At 31.3% G+C, this 16885-nt stretch carries 16 protein-coding genes; 14 read left to right on the forward strand and 2 right to left on the reverse strand.

The features are described 5' to 3' along the window. From CAP47_RS12340 to CAP47_RS01910, 4 genes are all read left to right on the forward strand, one after another. The coding region (locus tag CAP47_RS12340) for a DUF6705 family protein (RefSeq protein ID WP_192869916.1) at positions 1-501 on the forward strand (501 nt) is incomplete at its 5' end. A gap of 840 nt (positions 502-1341) precedes the next feature. Then, positions 1342-3141, forward strand: a complete 1800-nt coding sequence (locus CAP47_RS01900; RefSeq protein ID WP_143521376.1) for a hypothetical protein — start codon at positions 1342-1344, stop codon at positions 3139-3141. A 9-nt stretch (positions 3142-3150) separates the two neighbouring features. Then, positions 3151-3570, forward strand: a complete 420-nt coding sequence (locus tag CAP47_RS01905) for a hypothetical protein (protein ID WP_093246011.1) — start codon at positions 3151-3153, stop codon at positions 3568-3570. Positions 3571-3752: 182 nt separating this feature from the next. Next, a complete protein-coding gene (locus CAP47_RS01910) occupies positions 3753-4295 on the forward strand; it encodes a DUF6933 domain-containing protein (RefSeq protein WP_100775150.1) in 543 nt (180 codons plus the stop codon). 7 nt (positions 4296-4302) lie between these two features. Here CAP47_RS01910 and CAP47_RS01915 read toward each other — a convergent pair whose 3' ends face one another. Further along, on the reverse strand, positions 4303-5274 hold the full coding sequence (locus CAP47_RS01915; protein ID WP_100775151.1) for an IS110 family transposase: 972 nt from the start codon (positions 5272-5274) through the stop codon (positions 4303-4305). 1397 nt (positions 5275-6671) lie between these two features. Between CAP47_RS01915 and CAP47_RS01920 the strand changes: the two genes are divergently transcribed. The 4 genes from CAP47_RS01920 to CAP47_RS01935 all read left to right on the forward strand — a co-directional run bounded on the left by CAP47_RS01920 (position 6672) and on the right by CAP47_RS01935 (position 8223). After that, positions 6672-7256 (forward strand): DUF5677 domain-containing protein, encoded by a 585-nt coding sequence (locus CAP47_RS01920; protein WP_100775152.1) that lies wholly within the window; start codon positions 6672-6674, stop codon positions 7254-7256. A 4-nt stretch (positions 7257-7260) separates the two neighbouring features. After that, entirely contained in the window at positions 7261-7503 is a 243-nt protein-coding gene (locus CAP47_RS01925; protein ID WP_100775153.1) for a hypothetical protein, read from the forward strand. A gap of 206 nt (positions 7504-7709) precedes the next feature. Further along, positions 7710-7964 (forward strand): type II toxin-antitoxin system Phd/YefM family antitoxin, encoded by a 255-nt coding sequence (locus tag CAP47_RS01930; RefSeq protein ID WP_100775154.1) that lies wholly within the window; start codon positions 7710-7712, stop codon positions 7962-7964. Position 7965: 1 nt separating this feature from the next. Then, on the forward strand, positions 7966-8223 hold the full coding sequence (locus CAP47_RS01935) for a Txe/YoeB family addiction module toxin (RefSeq protein WP_100775155.1): 258 nt from the start codon (positions 7966-7968) through the stop codon (positions 8221-8223). Positions 8224-8275: 52 nt separating this feature from the next. Here CAP47_RS01935 and CAP47_RS01940 read toward each other — a convergent pair whose 3' ends face one another. Next, entirely contained in the window at positions 8276-9247 is a 972-nt protein-coding gene (locus CAP47_RS01940; RefSeq protein WP_100775151.1) for an IS110 family transposase, read from the reverse strand. Positions 9248-10638: 1391 nt separating this feature from the next. Here CAP47_RS01940 and CAP47_RS01950 point away from each other — a divergent pair. From CAP47_RS01950 to CAP47_RS01975, 6 genes are all read left to right on the forward strand, one after another. Next, positions 10639-12453, forward strand: a complete 1815-nt coding sequence (locus CAP47_RS01950) for an OmpA family protein (protein ID WP_192869919.1) — start codon at positions 10639-10641, stop codon at positions 12451-12453. An 82-nt stretch (positions 12454-12535) separates the two neighbouring features. Beyond that, positions 12536-13567, forward strand: a complete 1032-nt coding sequence (locus CAP47_RS01955) for a hypothetical protein (RefSeq protein ID WP_100775157.1) — start codon at positions 12536-12538, stop codon at positions 13565-13567. 290 nt (positions 13568-13857) lie between these two features. Beyond that, positions 13858-14535: a response regulator transcription factor gene (locus CAP47_RS01960; RefSeq protein WP_100775158.1), complete on the forward strand. Its 678-nt coding sequence runs from the start codon at positions 13858-13860 to the stop codon at positions 14533-14535. After that, the gene (locus tag CAP47_RS01965) at positions 14532-15818 is read left to right on the forward strand and encodes a sensor histidine kinase (protein WP_100775159.1); all 1287 of its coding nucleotides are present in this window, start codon (positions 14532-14534) and stop codon (positions 15816-15818) included. Before CAP47_RS01960 ends, CAP47_RS01965 begins: the two co-directional genes overlap by 4 nt. A gap of 61 nt (positions 15819-15879) precedes the next feature. Next, positions 15880-16305 carry a PepSY-like domain-containing protein gene (locus tag CAP47_RS01970; protein WP_100775160.1) on the forward strand — a complete coding sequence of 142 codons (426 nt, stop codon included), beginning with the start codon at positions 15880-15882 and terminating at the stop codon, positions 16303-16305. A 17-nt stretch (positions 16306-16322) separates the two neighbouring features. Continuing rightward, complete coding sequence (locus CAP47_RS01975; RefSeq protein WP_100775161.1) at positions 16323-16766, forward strand: PepSY-like domain-containing protein; 444 nt, start codon at positions 16323-16325, stop codon at positions 16764-16766. The last annotated feature ends 119 nt before the right edge of the window (positions 16767-16885 follow it).

Below are 16885 nucleotides of genomic sequence, written 5' to 3' on the forward strand. Positions count from 1 at the left end.
TTATTATTTATCCCAATTATATCTTGCAAGGCACAAGTTTTAAATAATCCTAATATAAATCATAATTTACCATTTGTTGGTACTTGGGAATATCAAAATGGAAATGATATTTTTAGAATTAATATGTGGGAGGATGAAGAAGACCTTAAGGGTGACTATTGGTTTATTGAAGTTAATAATGGAGTAGAAACTATTATATGTGAGTCTAATTATAATATTCCTGGGACAGATGTTTACAATGGTTATGTACTATTCGGCGGATCTATTGACGGCATAAAAATGGGATTACAAATTGATGACAATACCATAGATTGTCGAAACGGATTGTATGAAAGAAAGGGAATATCAGGCAGTGCAAGTCTAACGATACAAAATCCTGAGTGCACTAATTGCCCTGTAACAGCATTATGGAAAGTTCAGCGAATGAGAGGCATAAGAATTGGGGACCAACCTACTGAGTTTAGTGTGCCAAATAATGTCATTATGACCAAAGTAAATTAAAAACTAACCACAACAATGTGTAAAAGTAATAGCGAAGCCAGTGATAAAAACGAAAAATGAGTTTTAAACTTATCGCTTAAGATTTAAGAAAAGTTACGAGCCAAAATCTCGCTACTACTCTTACACAAACACGTTACCACTAAGCTAAAAAATCGAATTTCTTAAAATCCTCTACTCTATTTTTAAAATTAAGAGATTTAAAAAAATATTGAAAACGGATGATTACACTCTGAATAAAATAAAAACTTGAGCTTGCCATAAAAAATTGACATTACGAATCAAGACGAGCTAGTCAAAGTATTGGAATTAGAAAATCGTTACGGAGAAATGAATTCAGAGCTATCCAAAAGAAATTGAAACTAAGATTTAAGACAAATTTGCCAAAATATAGGATTTGAAAATCGTTGTGAAAATATGATTTGCGCTGGTCGATTGAACTTATTAATAAAATCAAATTTTCAGAATATCAAAAACGATGAAAAACCAAGCGCGCCGAAAAAAATTGCATTTTTTAGAGGATTTTAAGTTGAATATTAATGTTAAGAAATAGTTGATCCGAAGRAAAAAAAGCCTAGTGGTAACAATGCATATACTTAATGCTTGTGTTCGGTGATGAAAAAATAAGTTTGAGTATTTTTATAAAAGTCTGTAACTTGAAAACAAAATAAAAGCTAATTAAGGTCGCACTAAAGTATATGCTAGACCGTTAGCAAAAATATTAACCTAAAATTAACGTTCATTGTTAAAGGAAAACTAAATTTGTAAAAAATAAATTAACCTATATTTCTTATGAAAAAAACAAATCTACCATTAGCAATACTTGTAAGTATTCTAACTTTTATGACATCCTGTGAGAAGGACGACTCATTTTCAGAGAATAAATTGTCTAATGAATTTAATTCTGAATCCTATATGAAAAAAGGTACTGGAGATGACAAATACACAGTTTTGGGCACTCAAAAGGAAATTCCGTGCTCTGTCGAAAATATGGCAGAAGCCTACCAAAGCATTTTAAAAAACCCTACGGCAGTAAAACATCCTGACAAAAATTATCCGATAAACAAAACCCATTTGTATGTGAAATTTAAACCACAGGACAGCATTCAGTACAACAAAATTGTCAACGATACAATTTTGGCTGTATCTGATGAACCATTTGAATATGAAATAGCAAACCAAGGGTCAATATACTTAGACCCGAAGGCCAATGATACCATTTTTACCTTTTACTATTCCGTAGTTCCAAAGGATTATCAAATACCTAGCGAGGTACCTCACGAAATACTCAAAGACCTGCATTTTACAAGTGAAGATGCAATAGGCGAAACACCATCAGAAAAAGAAGAAAATATACTTGATTTTTATGAAGACCTCAATACAGAGGCATTAAAAATTTCTGACAATTTAGAGGAGGATGAGAAAAAAGAACATACCTACTTTCAGAACGACCCTAGCGAAAGATTAAGCTATGATGATGTAAAAAGGCTTGGACTTAAGGTAAAGGACGTACAAATAAACTACGAATTAGAACCAAATGATGAGGATGTAGAAGGGGAAGCAAGGTTATTTAGAAGAAGAAAATGGCGTCCTAGCGGAACAATAACTGTGCAAGAAGACGCCATAAACCAAAGTGTTGGAGTTATGGGAGCGCGAGTTCGAGTAAGAAAATGGGGATGGTTAGTAATAAGAAAAGCCCATACCAACCGCAATGGTTACTTTGAGACATCAAGAACAAGAACAAAAAGAGTAAAATATGCTTTATACTTCAAAAACAGAAGAAGTGGCAATATCAGACGTTTTACTGTAAAAGCAAGTTCTTGGTTTTGGAATGCAAGAGATAGAGGACACGCAACACACAAGCGTAGAGCTTGGAGGAGACACTATACCTATGGGAGAAGACAATTTTATGGTTACGTTCAAAATGCTGCTTTCGATTACTACACTCGCATTGCACCACAATTCGGATTGAGTATGCCAAAAGACAGGATAAATATTAATGCAACTTATACAGCCTGTCAAAGTTCACAACACAGACCAGCCGTTTTAACATTATTGCCAGTTTCTCGATTAAGAATCACTAGGAGGAGTGGTAATTGTAACTACAGAGCCAGTGACGGCATTTATGCCACAACAGTGCACGAACTCACACACGCAGGACATCAAAGAATGGATGCAGGTATGTTTTCCATATTTCATAGTGGTAGTTGTAACAGAGCAGTACTAACCGAAAGTTGGGCAGAAGGTGTTGAAACAATTGTAACTAATCAAAGATATTTAACTCTTGACCCAAATTATTTAGCAACAAATAGATTCAATAATACAAATTTAAGATTATGGAATGACGGAAGACAAGCCAATACAGTTGCACAAATGAATGAGTATACGCCTATTGTTGCTGATTTAATTGATAATGTAAATCAAAATACTATTCCTGGTATTGGTGGTATTCAACCTATTGACAGAGTTACAGGGTATAATCTTAATCAAATTCAAAATGCTTTGGATAATTGCCGAGATATTGATTGTTGGGAAAATAATCTTAGAAACTATTATTTCAATGCCACAGAAAACAATCTCAATGAACTTTTTGATTATGTAAGGGATGTAAGAAATAACAATTTAAGTACACCTTGTAATTAGAAATCGATTATGAAAAAAATATTAATATTAATTGGGATTTTACTTTTTAGCTGTACCGATGAGCCAGACTTAAATAATTATAATTTGGAAATTCAAAATAATTCTAATGAAAATCTTAACATTGAGGCGTATTTTGAAGGAAACCTAATTTCAAACATTAATTTAAGTGCAAATAATTCAGGTTTAGAATGTACATATAGTGACGAAAGTTTCATAGGCTATAAATTAACTCAATGCCAAATAGACTCTATAATTTTTAAGTTTGAGAATAACAAAGGTTATATTTCAGCCATTAATAATCCCTCAGCATTAGATTTTCCAAATGACACCAACCCATTTGGATTTAGTTCTAAATTTGTTTTAAATAACAATGTTTATCAGTTTATAATAAACCAAGATGATTTTGACAATGCGAATGATTTACCATAGCGAAATAAAATACTTTTGCTAACAATGTATATAAAAAATAGCAGTTAAGAGCTAAATAAAAGTTAAGTTCTTTTCTGCTATCTTTGTTTATAAATCGAAAAATGGCACACACAAACCTGCTACTTTTCATATACAAAACCGTTGTACGTAAGCTAAAAAAACACTCAGAAAGTCAAAACTGAATGAATCAAACCCAAATATACACAACTCGAAAACTTGAGAAAACAATACAAAAATCGATTGTTGAAAACAGCGAATCCGAAAATAAAATCTTGGGCGAATGGGTAGCGACTATTTTTTATGTGGATAGAAAAAAATGCTGGCTGATTTTTAACAAACAAACTAAATATTTACTCATTTTGGCTGACATAAAAGCATCGGAATTGAATAACATTACTCAAATATTTACGGAAACTCTTCATTCACAACTAAAAAATGATGAAATTGAAATTGATTTAGGAACTTTAAGAAAACTGATTGGGGAAATAAAACTGTGCGAAACAAATAATGACCGAAGTGCGAATGGTTCTTTAAACAATTGTATGTTTAGCATTGAGCAATGGAAAGTTGATTATGGAAGTTTTGAAAATTTACCATTTAGAAAAATAAATAGCGGATTGAACAGTTCACCTAACCAAATGTTGAATTGGAAATACCCGAAAGAATTAATGAGCGAAAAAATAAAAGCCTACGTACAACAAAGTACTGTGGTAAAAAACAAGTAAAAACGCATTAATTTTTCACTAAAGTACTTCTATGAGAATCATCATAAAGTAACCCTGATTTAGCAATAGCAAAAGCTTGTTTTAGTAGCTTATTGCATACTGCAATTAAAGCCAACTTTTTGCTCTTTCCTTTGGCCACAATGCGTTCATAAATTTCTCTGCAAGCTTTGTTGTATTTACAGGCGTTAAAACTGCACATAAATAATAAATTACGTAGTTTTTGGTTACCTATTTTACTGATTCGACTTCGCCCTTTTACACTACTTCCACTCTTCCTGATCACAGGTGTTAAACCTGCATAACTGCACAATTCACTGCCACTTGAAAACCTTTCAAATCCATCTGTAAGAACCACTAACATCAGGGAGGTTTTCGCTCCAATTCCTGGTATACTTTTTATGCGCGTTAACACATCTTGATGTACTTCCTTAACCAATACAAGAAGCTTATCTTCCAAGGTCTTGATTTCTTTTTGGATCTGTTTTAAACTACGTCTGAGAGAACTCAAAACCACTTTACTGGGATTTCCTAAAACAGCTTCGCCGTGAATTTTATTTTTTAGCATTGTGCTTTGTTTTGTATACACAGCAAGGAGTCTAGTCATTTGAAGACATTCTGTTTGATGCTTAGAATTACCTTTCCAAAGCTTCAATTCAACTTGTTTTGCATACTCACAAATCAGTTTAGAATCACTTTTATCAGTCTTTATTTTTGATAACTTCATTTGGATAAATCGCTTAACTGCTAATGGGTTTTCTACTGAAACTTTTAGCCCAGATTCCAATAAATAATAAGCCAACTGATAGTGATAATATCCGGTGGCTTCCATCACACAATGGCTATCTATTGTTAGAAGTTTGACAAACTTTTTGAAGCCAGATATCCTGTTTTTAAATTGATAATAATTCCCATCAGAATCTGTCACATCAAAAACCAAATGGCTGATGTCTATTCCAAAATATTTAATATCTTTAGTCATAAGAAAATGTTTWTGAAAGGACAATCTACGCGAGTTTCAACGACTTAAAATCGAGGTCTAAAAGCCTCATAGAACTGTACGAAATCTGTGTAGAAAAGAGAGGGGATTTTCAATGTTGACGAGATCAAAGTCTCTGCGTATATAATAACCTTATTCCTCTCTTTTGTCTTTTCTGTTTATGTTCTAAAATTAATGAATTGTAAACTTAAGACGTATATAKCTCATAGCTAATGAGTTGCTTAATCAAAGTTAAAGTATATTTGGAAAGTCGCCAAATTTTTAAATTTGACGATTTCCAATAAAAAAGATAAATAGTAAAATTTAAAAATCTGGCTTGTGCTTAATCCGAAAATAATTTTATAATTTGCACGCTACGAGCCATATACAAACACGTTACCACTAAGCTAAAAATAGAATTTCTTAAAATCCTCTACTCTATTTTTAAAAATTAAGTGTTTTAAAAAACATATTAAAAACAGAAATTTACTCTGACAATAAAACTGAAATTTGAACTTGCCAAAGAAAATTGATATTACGAATCAAGACGAGCTTGCCAAAATGTTAGAATTTGAAAATCGTTACGGAAAAATGAATTTAGAGCTTGCCAAAAGAATTTGATATTAAGAATTAAGACAAATTCGCCAAAATATTGAAATTGAAAATCGTTATGAAAATATGACTTAAGCTAGCCGATCGAATTTATAGTTGAATTAAATCAATCTTAGCGAAATCGAAAACGATGAAAAACCAAGCGCGCCGAAAAAAATTACATTTTTTAGAGGATTTTAAGTTGAATATTAATGTCAAGAAATAGTTGATCCGAATGAAAAAAAGCCTAGTGGTAACAATGCATATACTTAATGCTTGTGTTCGGTGATGAAAAAATAAGTTTGAGTATTTTTATAAAAGTCTGTAAATTGATAACAAAATAAAAACTAATTTAGGTCGCACTAAGTATATGCGACACCGTTGTGCAACATACCGAAAACCAATTATTCCGGATAAAATTTAGGAATGATTTTTGATAAATTAATAATAAGCTCTTTAAAATCTTGGTGAATTAAATAGTTGGGTTTATAGCTTAACTCAAGGAGTTATTGTTCGATTAATCTGTGATTCTATAATTAAAAAAATAAGTCATATGAGAGAAAGATTCAATAATATCGTAAAAGGTTTAACCTTTATTATAATTCCAGTAATTCTAATAACGTTACTTCTATTTGGTGGGCAGACCATCCCGAACAGCAGACTTGTCCAAATAGAAATTCCTTGAAAGTGCCAACATTTATGAAACCTAGGGACGGGTTAGAGGTTCGATTCCTCGGTCTGCTACTAATTATAGGCTGTCTGAAAAGACAGCCTATTTATTTTAAAGAATACTAAATAAATTAAACAAAGTGAACAAAGAAATAAAATTAGGAACAGAGGAATATTTAGAAGTTGCACAACAAACACTCGATAAAACTATTCGATTAATTGCTAAATCTGTAAACAATGGATTAGCAAATACAAAAGATGATGTTGCAATGTCTTTTTCTCTTATGGTTGGTCCAATTCTGGACACAAGTAATTCCTTACTCGTTTTGTCAACTATGGGAAAAATGCGAGATTGTTATTCTTTATCACGTATCATATTTGACCACGTTTTAAATTTGGGATATTTTGGAGCGAAAGGAGAGGAAACTGTAAAAAAGGCCTTGCAACATTATCACCAAAAAGCGTTTCGTGATTTAGACAGAAAAATCGAAATAAAGGATTTAGCCTTTGGCATCGGATTAAAAGATATTGATAAAGCACCTATTTCTGACAAACTAAAAGAGGCTCTCAATTACTTTACTTCGAATAAAGGATTTGAAATTAGGTCTTGGACAGGAGATAATGTTTTTAAAAAAATTGAGATAATTAGGGATTATTACGGAAAGGAAATTGGAATGATGTTGGTTGGTTATAAATTTGTTTTTCATTTACCGACATTCATCTGAAATTATGCACGGAACTCTTTTTGGGAGTCTTTTTGCACGTGGAATGACAAAACCCGAAAGTGAACAACCAAACGATGAAAAGGAATTAGAAATATTCCATAGAACCAGAATTAGCTTTGTTTTAATATGTTCAATTCTTTTAAACTATGTTACTTTTAGTGTTATTAACAAACATTACCCAAGACAAAAAGAAATGGATGAATTATCGGAATTAATAAAGGACTTTAGAATTACATTATACGAATAAGTACGTTGCACAACAATGTATAAAAATAATAGCGGTTTAATCGCTAAAACAATAGTAAGTAAATATAAAAAAGGTCTGTGTTTAACCGAAAAGTTAGTGTGTGTAAATCCGCTACTATTCTTATACTATACCGTTGTAACCAATACGAGAAAAATTGCATAATTCAAATTTTGTACATATATTTGTACTTTATAAAATACAAAATTATGCAAATAACAACTGTTTCTGATTTTAGAAAAGACATTAAAACTTACTTAGACCGAGTTGTAAAGAACTTTGAGACTTTGATTATAAATCGTGGAAAAGATTCTGGAATTGTAGTTATGTCTTTGCAAGAATATAATTCTTTAATGGCTACAAATCACGAACTGTCTTCTCGAAAGAATGAATTGAGATTAGATTCTGCGATTGATAAAATAAAAAACGGAACAACTTTCAACAAAGACCTAATCGAAAATTAAGATGAAATACACATTCGTTGATGAGTCTTGGGAAGATTATTTGTACTGGCAAAAAACAGATAAAAAAAAGGTAAAGAAAATAAATGAACTTCTGAAAGACATTTCTCGAAATCCTTTTGACGGAATTGGAAAACCCGAACCGTTAAAACATAAATACGCTGGATTTTGGTCAAGACGAATTGATAGTGAACATAGACTGATTTACCAATATAGAGAAGGCGAAATATTAATTGCGAAATGCCGATTTCATTACGATTGAAAAAAGTACTGGTTACAACAAAGTACTGTGGTAAAAAACAAGTAAAAACGCATTAATTTTTCACTAAAGTACTTCTATGAGAATCATCATAAAGTAACCCTGATTTAGCAATAGCAAAAGCTTGTTTTAGTAGCTTATTGCATACTGCAATTAAAGCCAATTTTTTGCTCTTTCCTTTGGCCACAATGCGTTCATAAATTTCTCTRCAAGCTTTGTTGTATTTACAGGCGTTAAAACTGCACATAAATAATAAATTACGTAGTTTTTGGTTACCTATTTTACTGATTCGACTTCGCCCTTTTACACTACTTCCACTCTTCCTGATCACAGGTGTTAAACCTGCATAACTGCACAATTCACTGCCACTTGAAAACCTTTCAAATCCATCTGTAAGAACCACTAACATCAGGGAGGTTTTCGCTCCAATTCCTGGTATACTTTTTATGCGCGTTAACACATCTTGATGTACTTCCTTAACCAATACAAGAAGCTTATCTTCCAAGGTCTTGATTTCTTTTTGGATCTGTTTTAAACTACGTCTGAGAGAACTCAAAACCACTTTACTGGGATTTCCTAAAACAGCTTCGCCGTGAATTTTATTTTTTAGCATTGTGCTTTGTTTTGTATACACAGCAAGGAGTCTAGTCATTTGAAGACATTCTGTTTGATGCTTAGAATTACCTTTCCAAAGCTTCAATTCAACTTGTTTTGCATACTCACAAATCAGTTTAGAATCACTTTTATCAGTCTTTATTTTTGATAACTTCATTTGGATAAATCGCTTAACTGCTAATGGGTTTTCTACTGAAACTTTTAGCCCAGATTCCAATAAATAATAAGCCAACTGATAGTGATAATATCCGGTGGCTTCCATCACACAATGGCTATCTATTGTTAGAAGTTTGACAAACTTTTTGAAGCCAGATATCCTGTTTTTAAATTGATAATAATTCCCATCAGAATCTGTCACATCAAAAACCAAATGGCTGATGTCTATTCCAAAATATTTAATATCTTTAGTCATAAGAAAATGTTTTTGAAAGGACAATCTRCGCGAGTTTCAACGACTTAAAATCGAGGTCTAAAAGCCTCATAGAACTGTACGAAATCTGTGTAGAAAAGAGAGGGGATTTTCAATGTTGACGAGATCAAAGTCTCTGCGTATATAATAACCTTATTCCTCTCTTTTGTCTTTTCTGTTTATGTTCTAAAATTAATGAATTGTAAACTTAAGACGTATATAGCTCATAGCTAATCAGTTGCTTAATCGAAGTTAAAGCATATTTGGAAAGTCGCCAAATTTTTAAATTTGACAACTTTCCAATAAAAATTAAGTAGTAAAATTTAAAATTTGGCTTGTGCTTAAACCGAAAATAATCGCTAATTTTTACGCTACGAGCCATATACACGACCGTTACCACTAAGCTAAAAATTCGAATTTCTTAAAATCCTCTACTCTATTTTTAAAAATTAAGAGTTTTGAAAAACATATTGAAAACGGATGATTATACTCTGAATAAAATTGAAATTTGAGCTTGCCAAAGAAAATTGACATTACGAATCAAAACGAGCTTGCCAAAATATAGGGAATTGAAAATCGCTGTGAAAATATGACTTGTGCTAGCCGAATGAACTACTGAATAAAATCAAATTTTCAGAATATCAAAAACGATGAAAAACCTAGCGCGCCGAAAAAAAATTGCATTTTTTAGAGGATTTTAAGTAGAATTAAAAGTTAGAACTTGAGATCATTTGAAGAATGAAAACCTAGCTGTAACACTATGTAAAAGTAATAGCGAAGTCTGTGTTGAAAAAGGAAAATAAGTTATAAATTTATGGCTTTAGAATTGATAAAGCATTGCAGAAAGGTGCAATTAGTGGAATCTGGTACAAACTTTCACCTAAAATATTTTACACAGCTGGGTAGAAGTTTATTTCAATAACAATTGGTATTTCCTAGAAGGTGTTATTCTCGACAAAGAATACCTAACTAAATTACAAGAAAAAAACAAAGATTGTAAAAACAACATTTTGTGGTTATGGAGCTTACACAGATAATTTTGAGAATCCACAAATCGAATGGAATTTAAATAATACTTTTATCCAAGCAAAGGGAATAAATCAAGATTTTGGGCTTTTTGATACACCAGATGAATTTTATGCAAAACACGAACAAAAACTCGGAGCATTTAGAAAATTTATTTATCGAAAAATAGTAAGGCATAGAATGAATAAAAATGTTGAGAATATAAGAAACAGCATATAATATCTCGAACAATTAATTGCTTCATTATAACTTTTTTTGAATCTCAAGTCACTCGAAATCATCTATTTTATCTCAAAAATTTATCCATAAGGTAACAATGTCATCTTTTAATTGATATGAGTGTAGTAAACCCTTAAACACTCATGACAATGAAAAAATTAACTCAAATTATAATCATGCTGTTTGTTTTTACAAATGGCTTCATTGGTTTAGCACAAGAAGATATCGAGCCTAAAGTTGAAGTCCTAGATAAAGGTTACTTTCAACTCAACCCAAGAATCGGGTATGACTTCCCTATTTTTGATAACAACACACCTTATATTGATTATAAAGGTGGTCCTGATTTTGGAATTTCACTAGATTACTATTGGAATTTGTTCGGAGTTGGAGCTGATTTCGATTACATCATAAATAAACCCAGTAATACTTACTCTACTAATAATCTTTACGAACCAGATTTTGTAACACCTATTAATTCTTTTTATTTAAATGAAGAAAAAATCACACGTTTGTTTTATGGTATTGGTCCAAATTTACAATACAGAACAAAAAACGGGAAATTTAAAGCTGAACTCAACACTAGAATCGGTTTTGCAAATATTAAAGGTGGTCGAGTCTTATTAGAAGGAACTTCTGAAAATTCAAATACTTATCCATTAAATTTTCATGCTGGTTACAAGGAATCAAATGTCTTATCAGCTAAAGGTCAAATGAGATTCACCTATTTTATAAATAAAAAATTTGGAGTTAACCTTGGCGGATATTATATGCGACATTTTGGAGTTAACGAACTTAATGAATCTGGTGTTTCAGCAAGCTATCAACCTTTCAAGCTTAGTGATGGCGCAATAGATCAATCGATAACGACTATTGATGGAGAAAATATCATAAGGTCAAAACCTTGTGATTGTGATATTTCATCAATTGGAGTTTTTGCTGGTGTCACTTATAAGTTTACATCCAGGGAAAAGGTTGATCCTATTGAAGAAACTCAAGAAATATGTCCTGTTTGTCATGAGGAACATCAGCCGTTTTGCTGTGAAACTTGTGGTTGTGGCGTGACTATTACTGCGAAAGATAAGTTTACTGGTAAAATTTTGCCAAATACTGATGTTATTCTTAAAGACATGAATGGAAATATCACTCAAAGTGGGACAACTAACTCCTACGGTGTCGTTGTTTTTAATGATGTAATTGAAGATAACTATATCATTAGCGGGCAATTATATAATGTAAGTCTTGAAGATGGAAATATTTCTGAAGAAGAATTTAAAAAATGTAAAAAAGAAAAAACTGGAATTCAGAAAGTGATTACCTATGCTGATGATCAATTTATCTTAAAAGGAAATGTTGTTGAATGCAATACAGATAAAGGCATTCAAGATGTTGACGTCCAACTGAAACATGTTCGTAATGTACAAGAAAAACATACACTATCTGATGAAGAAGGTCAATTCAATTTTCATTTAAAACAAATTTCAACTTATACACTTAAAGGAAAAAAAGACGGCTATTACTCTAATGAGGTAGAAGTCTCAACTGAAGAATATAACAGAAACGAAACACTCTTTATCGACTTTGAAATGTGTGTTGATCCATGTGGAAAAGCAATTAAGCTTGACAATATCAATTTTGATTTAGATAAATCTGAAATATTACCAAAAGCAATTCCGGATTTAGAACGTATTGTTAAACTCATGAAAGACAACCCAAATATTAAAGTTGAGATGTCTTCTCATACAGATAGTCAAGGTTCAGATGCTTATAACCAAAGATTATCACAACGTCGAGCAGATGCAACTGTCAATTATATTGTTAATCAAGGAATATCAAAGGATCGCTTAATAGCGCGTGGTGCAGGTGAAACCGAATTAAAAAATAAGAAATGTACAAACAACGTCCCTTGCAGTGATGATGAACACCGTATTAACAGAAGAACAGAATTTAAAGTTATTTGCTTCTAAACCTTAAATTTTAATCAACAATTATTAAACCTTTTTCAAGGCAATCAGATCTAATTGCCTTGAAAAACTTAAACCTAAGACGATGAAAATGCTAAATAAAAAAATAAGAATCACAGACTTTAAACTATTTAAAAAAGCATTTTTATGCATATTAATTTCACTAATATCTTGTAGCGATAATACCTGTGATTATGATGAATTAGTTAATTCAACCTATGATTGCGAAGATATAATGTCTAATTTTGGTGATGAATGTGACTCTAACGGTGATGGCATTTATGATGGATCTGTAACAGAATTCTGCCAATGTAATAATGCTAACATAGAATTTGAATGTGAAGACCTTCAATTAAATATCGGTGACGAATGTGACTCAAATGGAGACGGAGAATTAAACGGATTTGTTAATGATCTGTGCGAATGTGAACCAGACAATACTGTCATAGATTCATGTCCTGGCTATATACAAAATGGTGACTTTGAGATCGTCAATGGAGATCCAAATGCTAGTGTTGATCAAGACATTGACCTTGCTGAACATTGGAAAAAATTGTGGCAAGTTGGGAGTCTAGCTGATTTGTTTGATACTAACACAACAAATTTTGGTACATCTTGCTTTTCTGCACCAACACCTCCATCTGGCGTTTTTGCTGGAATGTGGATTGAAAACTCAAAGACAACTGGTGCAGCTTATCGAGAAGGAATGTTCAATGAAATGTCTTATCAAATTTATGAAGATTCAGGTTTATACACACTTTCATTTGATTATGCTTTAATGAGTGAAGATTGTGCTACAAGTAATGACGTGAAAGTTGGGGTTTATGGTATTAATTATTCCAGTTCTGATCCATTACCAGCTGCGCCAACTGGTATCGCAACACCTTCAAACCTAAATTTATTTGGATCTTCAAATACAGTTTTTTTAGGTGAAATAGTGATCAGTTCAACAACACCAAATACATGGCAGAACATAAGCATAACTATTGACACGAGTGTTTTAACTTTTCCTACAGATGGTATTAACCATATTATGATTACCAATTCTCACCAACCTTTGGATCAATATGGAAAAATGTTTGTCGGCTTTGATAATTTTTGTCTCATCAATCAGTAAATTTTGTATGAATGATCAATCTTGAGTCATTTAAAGAGACAGTTAACTGCTGTCTCTTTTTAATTAATTTGAAAAAACTAATTTAAAACTTAAATTAATTAGGTTCGATAAGCTTCTTAAACCTCTCTTTATTCATGAGTAAGACTTCCATTTAATCCGTGTAGATATATTATGTTCATGATTGAAATTATTAAATCAAATATAATGATTTCAATTATTCAGAAATTTAAAACACTATCCAATTCTCTAAATTCCCATTTCTTTCCAAAGTTTAAATGTATTTTTATACTATGAAAATTTTGATTGTAGAAGATGAGAAAGATTTGAGAGAAACCTTGGTTTCCTCATTGAAGAAAGAAGCCTACGTTGTTGAAGCTGCGGCTGATGTTGTCAGTGCTTCAGAAAAAATTGCTCTCTATCATTATGATTGTATTTTACTAGACATCATGTTACCAGATGGCAGTGGTTTTGATCTTCTTGAGCAATTAAAATCTGAAGGTAAATCAGAAAATGTCATTATTATTTCTGCAAAAGATGCCCTTGATGATAAGCTCAAAGGCTTAAGCCTTGGTGCTGATGATTATCTTACTAAACCTTTTCATATTGCTGAATTAAACGCTAGAATCAAAGCGGTTTTAAGGCGTAAAAATCATGATGGACAGAATACTATCACGACAGCAAATACGATTTTAAATATTGAAGAAAGAGATTTTAAGGTTAATAAACAATCTATTCATCTCAATAGAAAAGAATACGACATTTTATTCTACTTTTTACAAAATAAAAACCGACTTATTACCAAAACAGCCTTGGCCGAATATGTATGGGGAGATCAAATTGATCAAGCCGATAATTTTGATTTTATTTATTATCAAATCAAAAACTTGCGCAAAAAATTAAAGCAATCAAAAGCTGAAATTGATTTAGAATCAATTTATGGTGTTGGATATAAACTTATTGAAGTATGAAACTTTTCAATCGATCTCTACTCTACCTAACTTTTGCCTTTTTCGTGATTATTGGTGTCTGGTCAATTTTATTCTACTATAATCTTAAAGATGAAATTAGAGACAGTATTGATGATGGCCTTGAAAACAACAAAATACTGATTATTGAAAAGTTAAAATTCAATCCTGAATTATTAAATCAAAACGAATTTGGAGGGAATAATTTTGAAATTCACCCAACATCAAGACAAAAAGCTTTATCTACTAAAGATGTTTATAAAGACACTTTAATGTACCGCATTAATGAAGATGATTTAGAACCTGTTAGAATTTTGCACAGTGCTTTTGAAAATGATGGTAAGTATTACAGATTAAAAATAATTTCGTCACTGGTAGAAGAAGATGATTTAATCGAAGATTCATTCTGGAGCATCGTTTGGCTATTTATTATTTTAATATCAAGCGTAATAATCATCAATAACTTTGTGCTTAAAAAAGTGTGGACGCCTTTTTATCAAATTTTAGATGCATTAAAAAAGTATCGATTAGACCAAAATGAAAAACCTATTAAAATCTCGTCAAACACAAAAGAGTTTAAAGAACTTCAGAAAGCCTCAAATGCTTTAATTAAACACGCAAAAGAAGCTTATCATTCTCAAAAACAATTTACTGAAAACGCTTCCCATGAGCTACAGACACCTTTAGCAGTCATCTCCACAAAGCTTGAACTATTACTGGAATCTAAAGATTTAACTCACAATAATGCAAACAGTATTGCCGAAGTTATTGCCATGACAAATCGCATTAAACAACTTAATAAATCATTGTTACTGTTGGCAAAAATTGAAAACAAACAGTTTATAGAAACTGAGCAAATTTCAATTCAAAAAATAGTTAAAAACCACCTATCAAGAGTAGAAGATTTTATTGATTTCAAAAATATAAATATTGAGTTCGTTTATGAAAAAGACATCATTGTTGAAATGAATTCGGCACTAGCAGAAATATTAATTTCTAATATAATTAATAACGCTATTTTTCATAATATCGAAAATGGACAGCTTCAAATATTACTCAAAGAAAACAGCTTGATTATTTCAAATACAGGTAACAATAAAGCTTTAATTAAGGAAAATATTTATGAGCGTTTTCATAAAGAAAATCAAGATTCTAAAAACACAGGACTTGGTTTATCAATCAGTAAGGCAATTTGTGAACTTTATCAAGTTCCTATTGTTTACGATTTTTTTGAGAGTCAACATACTTTTAAAATTAATTTCAAAAAAAATCTTGCTGAAGCATAAATTCCAAATTCTTTCCAGTTTTGTGTTCTTTATTTGTCTTATAATTTAAAAAACACATCTTATGAAAACGATTCAATTTATTGCAATTTTATTATTTGCAACAACTTTTGTACAAGCACAAGACATTAATGAAAATCAGGTGCCATCAGTTGTTTTAAACACTTTTAAAACAGAATTTCCTAAGGCAAGTGATGTTGAATGGGAAATGAAAGGTGATCAATTTCAAGTCGAATTTGAAATCGGTTATTTCTCAGATTATGAAGCTTGGTTTAAGGCAACTGGAGAAATGCTTTATTATGAAGAAGAGATTTCTAAACGCAAATTACCTGAAGCTGTTAAAAATACAATTCAGCAAAAATATGATGCTTACCGTATTGATGACGTCAAGAAAATCAATAAAAAAGGTGAAATTTCTTATGCCATTGAACTTGAAAAAGGAAGAGAAGAAATCAATATTATCATTAATGAAAACGGACAAATAAAATAACCTCAAACACTAAAATTATGAAAAAGATCACATTATTACTTTGCGCTATTCTGGTTACACTATCATCTTGTAGCGATGACGACGACAACACCAATCAGGTTTTATTGACAGAATCTGAAATTCCGACTGCGATAACGACTTACGTTAATACGTATTTCGCTGACAATACAATTGACCGCGCTGTTAAAGACATGGACAATAATACAATAGAATACGATATCTATTTAAGCGGAAATTTCACGTTAGAGTTTAACGCTGATTATGAAATAATTGATATCGATGGCGTTACTGCTTTACCAGACTCAGTTATTCCTCCAGCAATTTTAATGTACGTTAACGAAAATTATCCACAACAATTTATTAAAGGTTGGGAGTTAGAAATGGATTACCAACAAGTTGAACTTAATAACAACATCGAAATTGAGTTTACAATGACTGGTGAATTTATCAGAGTTGATTAAATTAATGCTCAATATATTTAATCAAAAAAACGGCTTGTTAAATCCAAGCCGTTTTTTTCTTACAATTATGATGATTTAAAAATAATCATCAAATAATTTGCATGAATTCAGGAAGATCA

This window comes from Psychroflexus sp. S27 (assembly GCF_002810405.1).
GTDB lineage: Bacteria > Bacteroidota > Bacteroidia > Flavobacteriales > Flavobacteriaceae > Psychroflexus > Psychroflexus halocasei_A.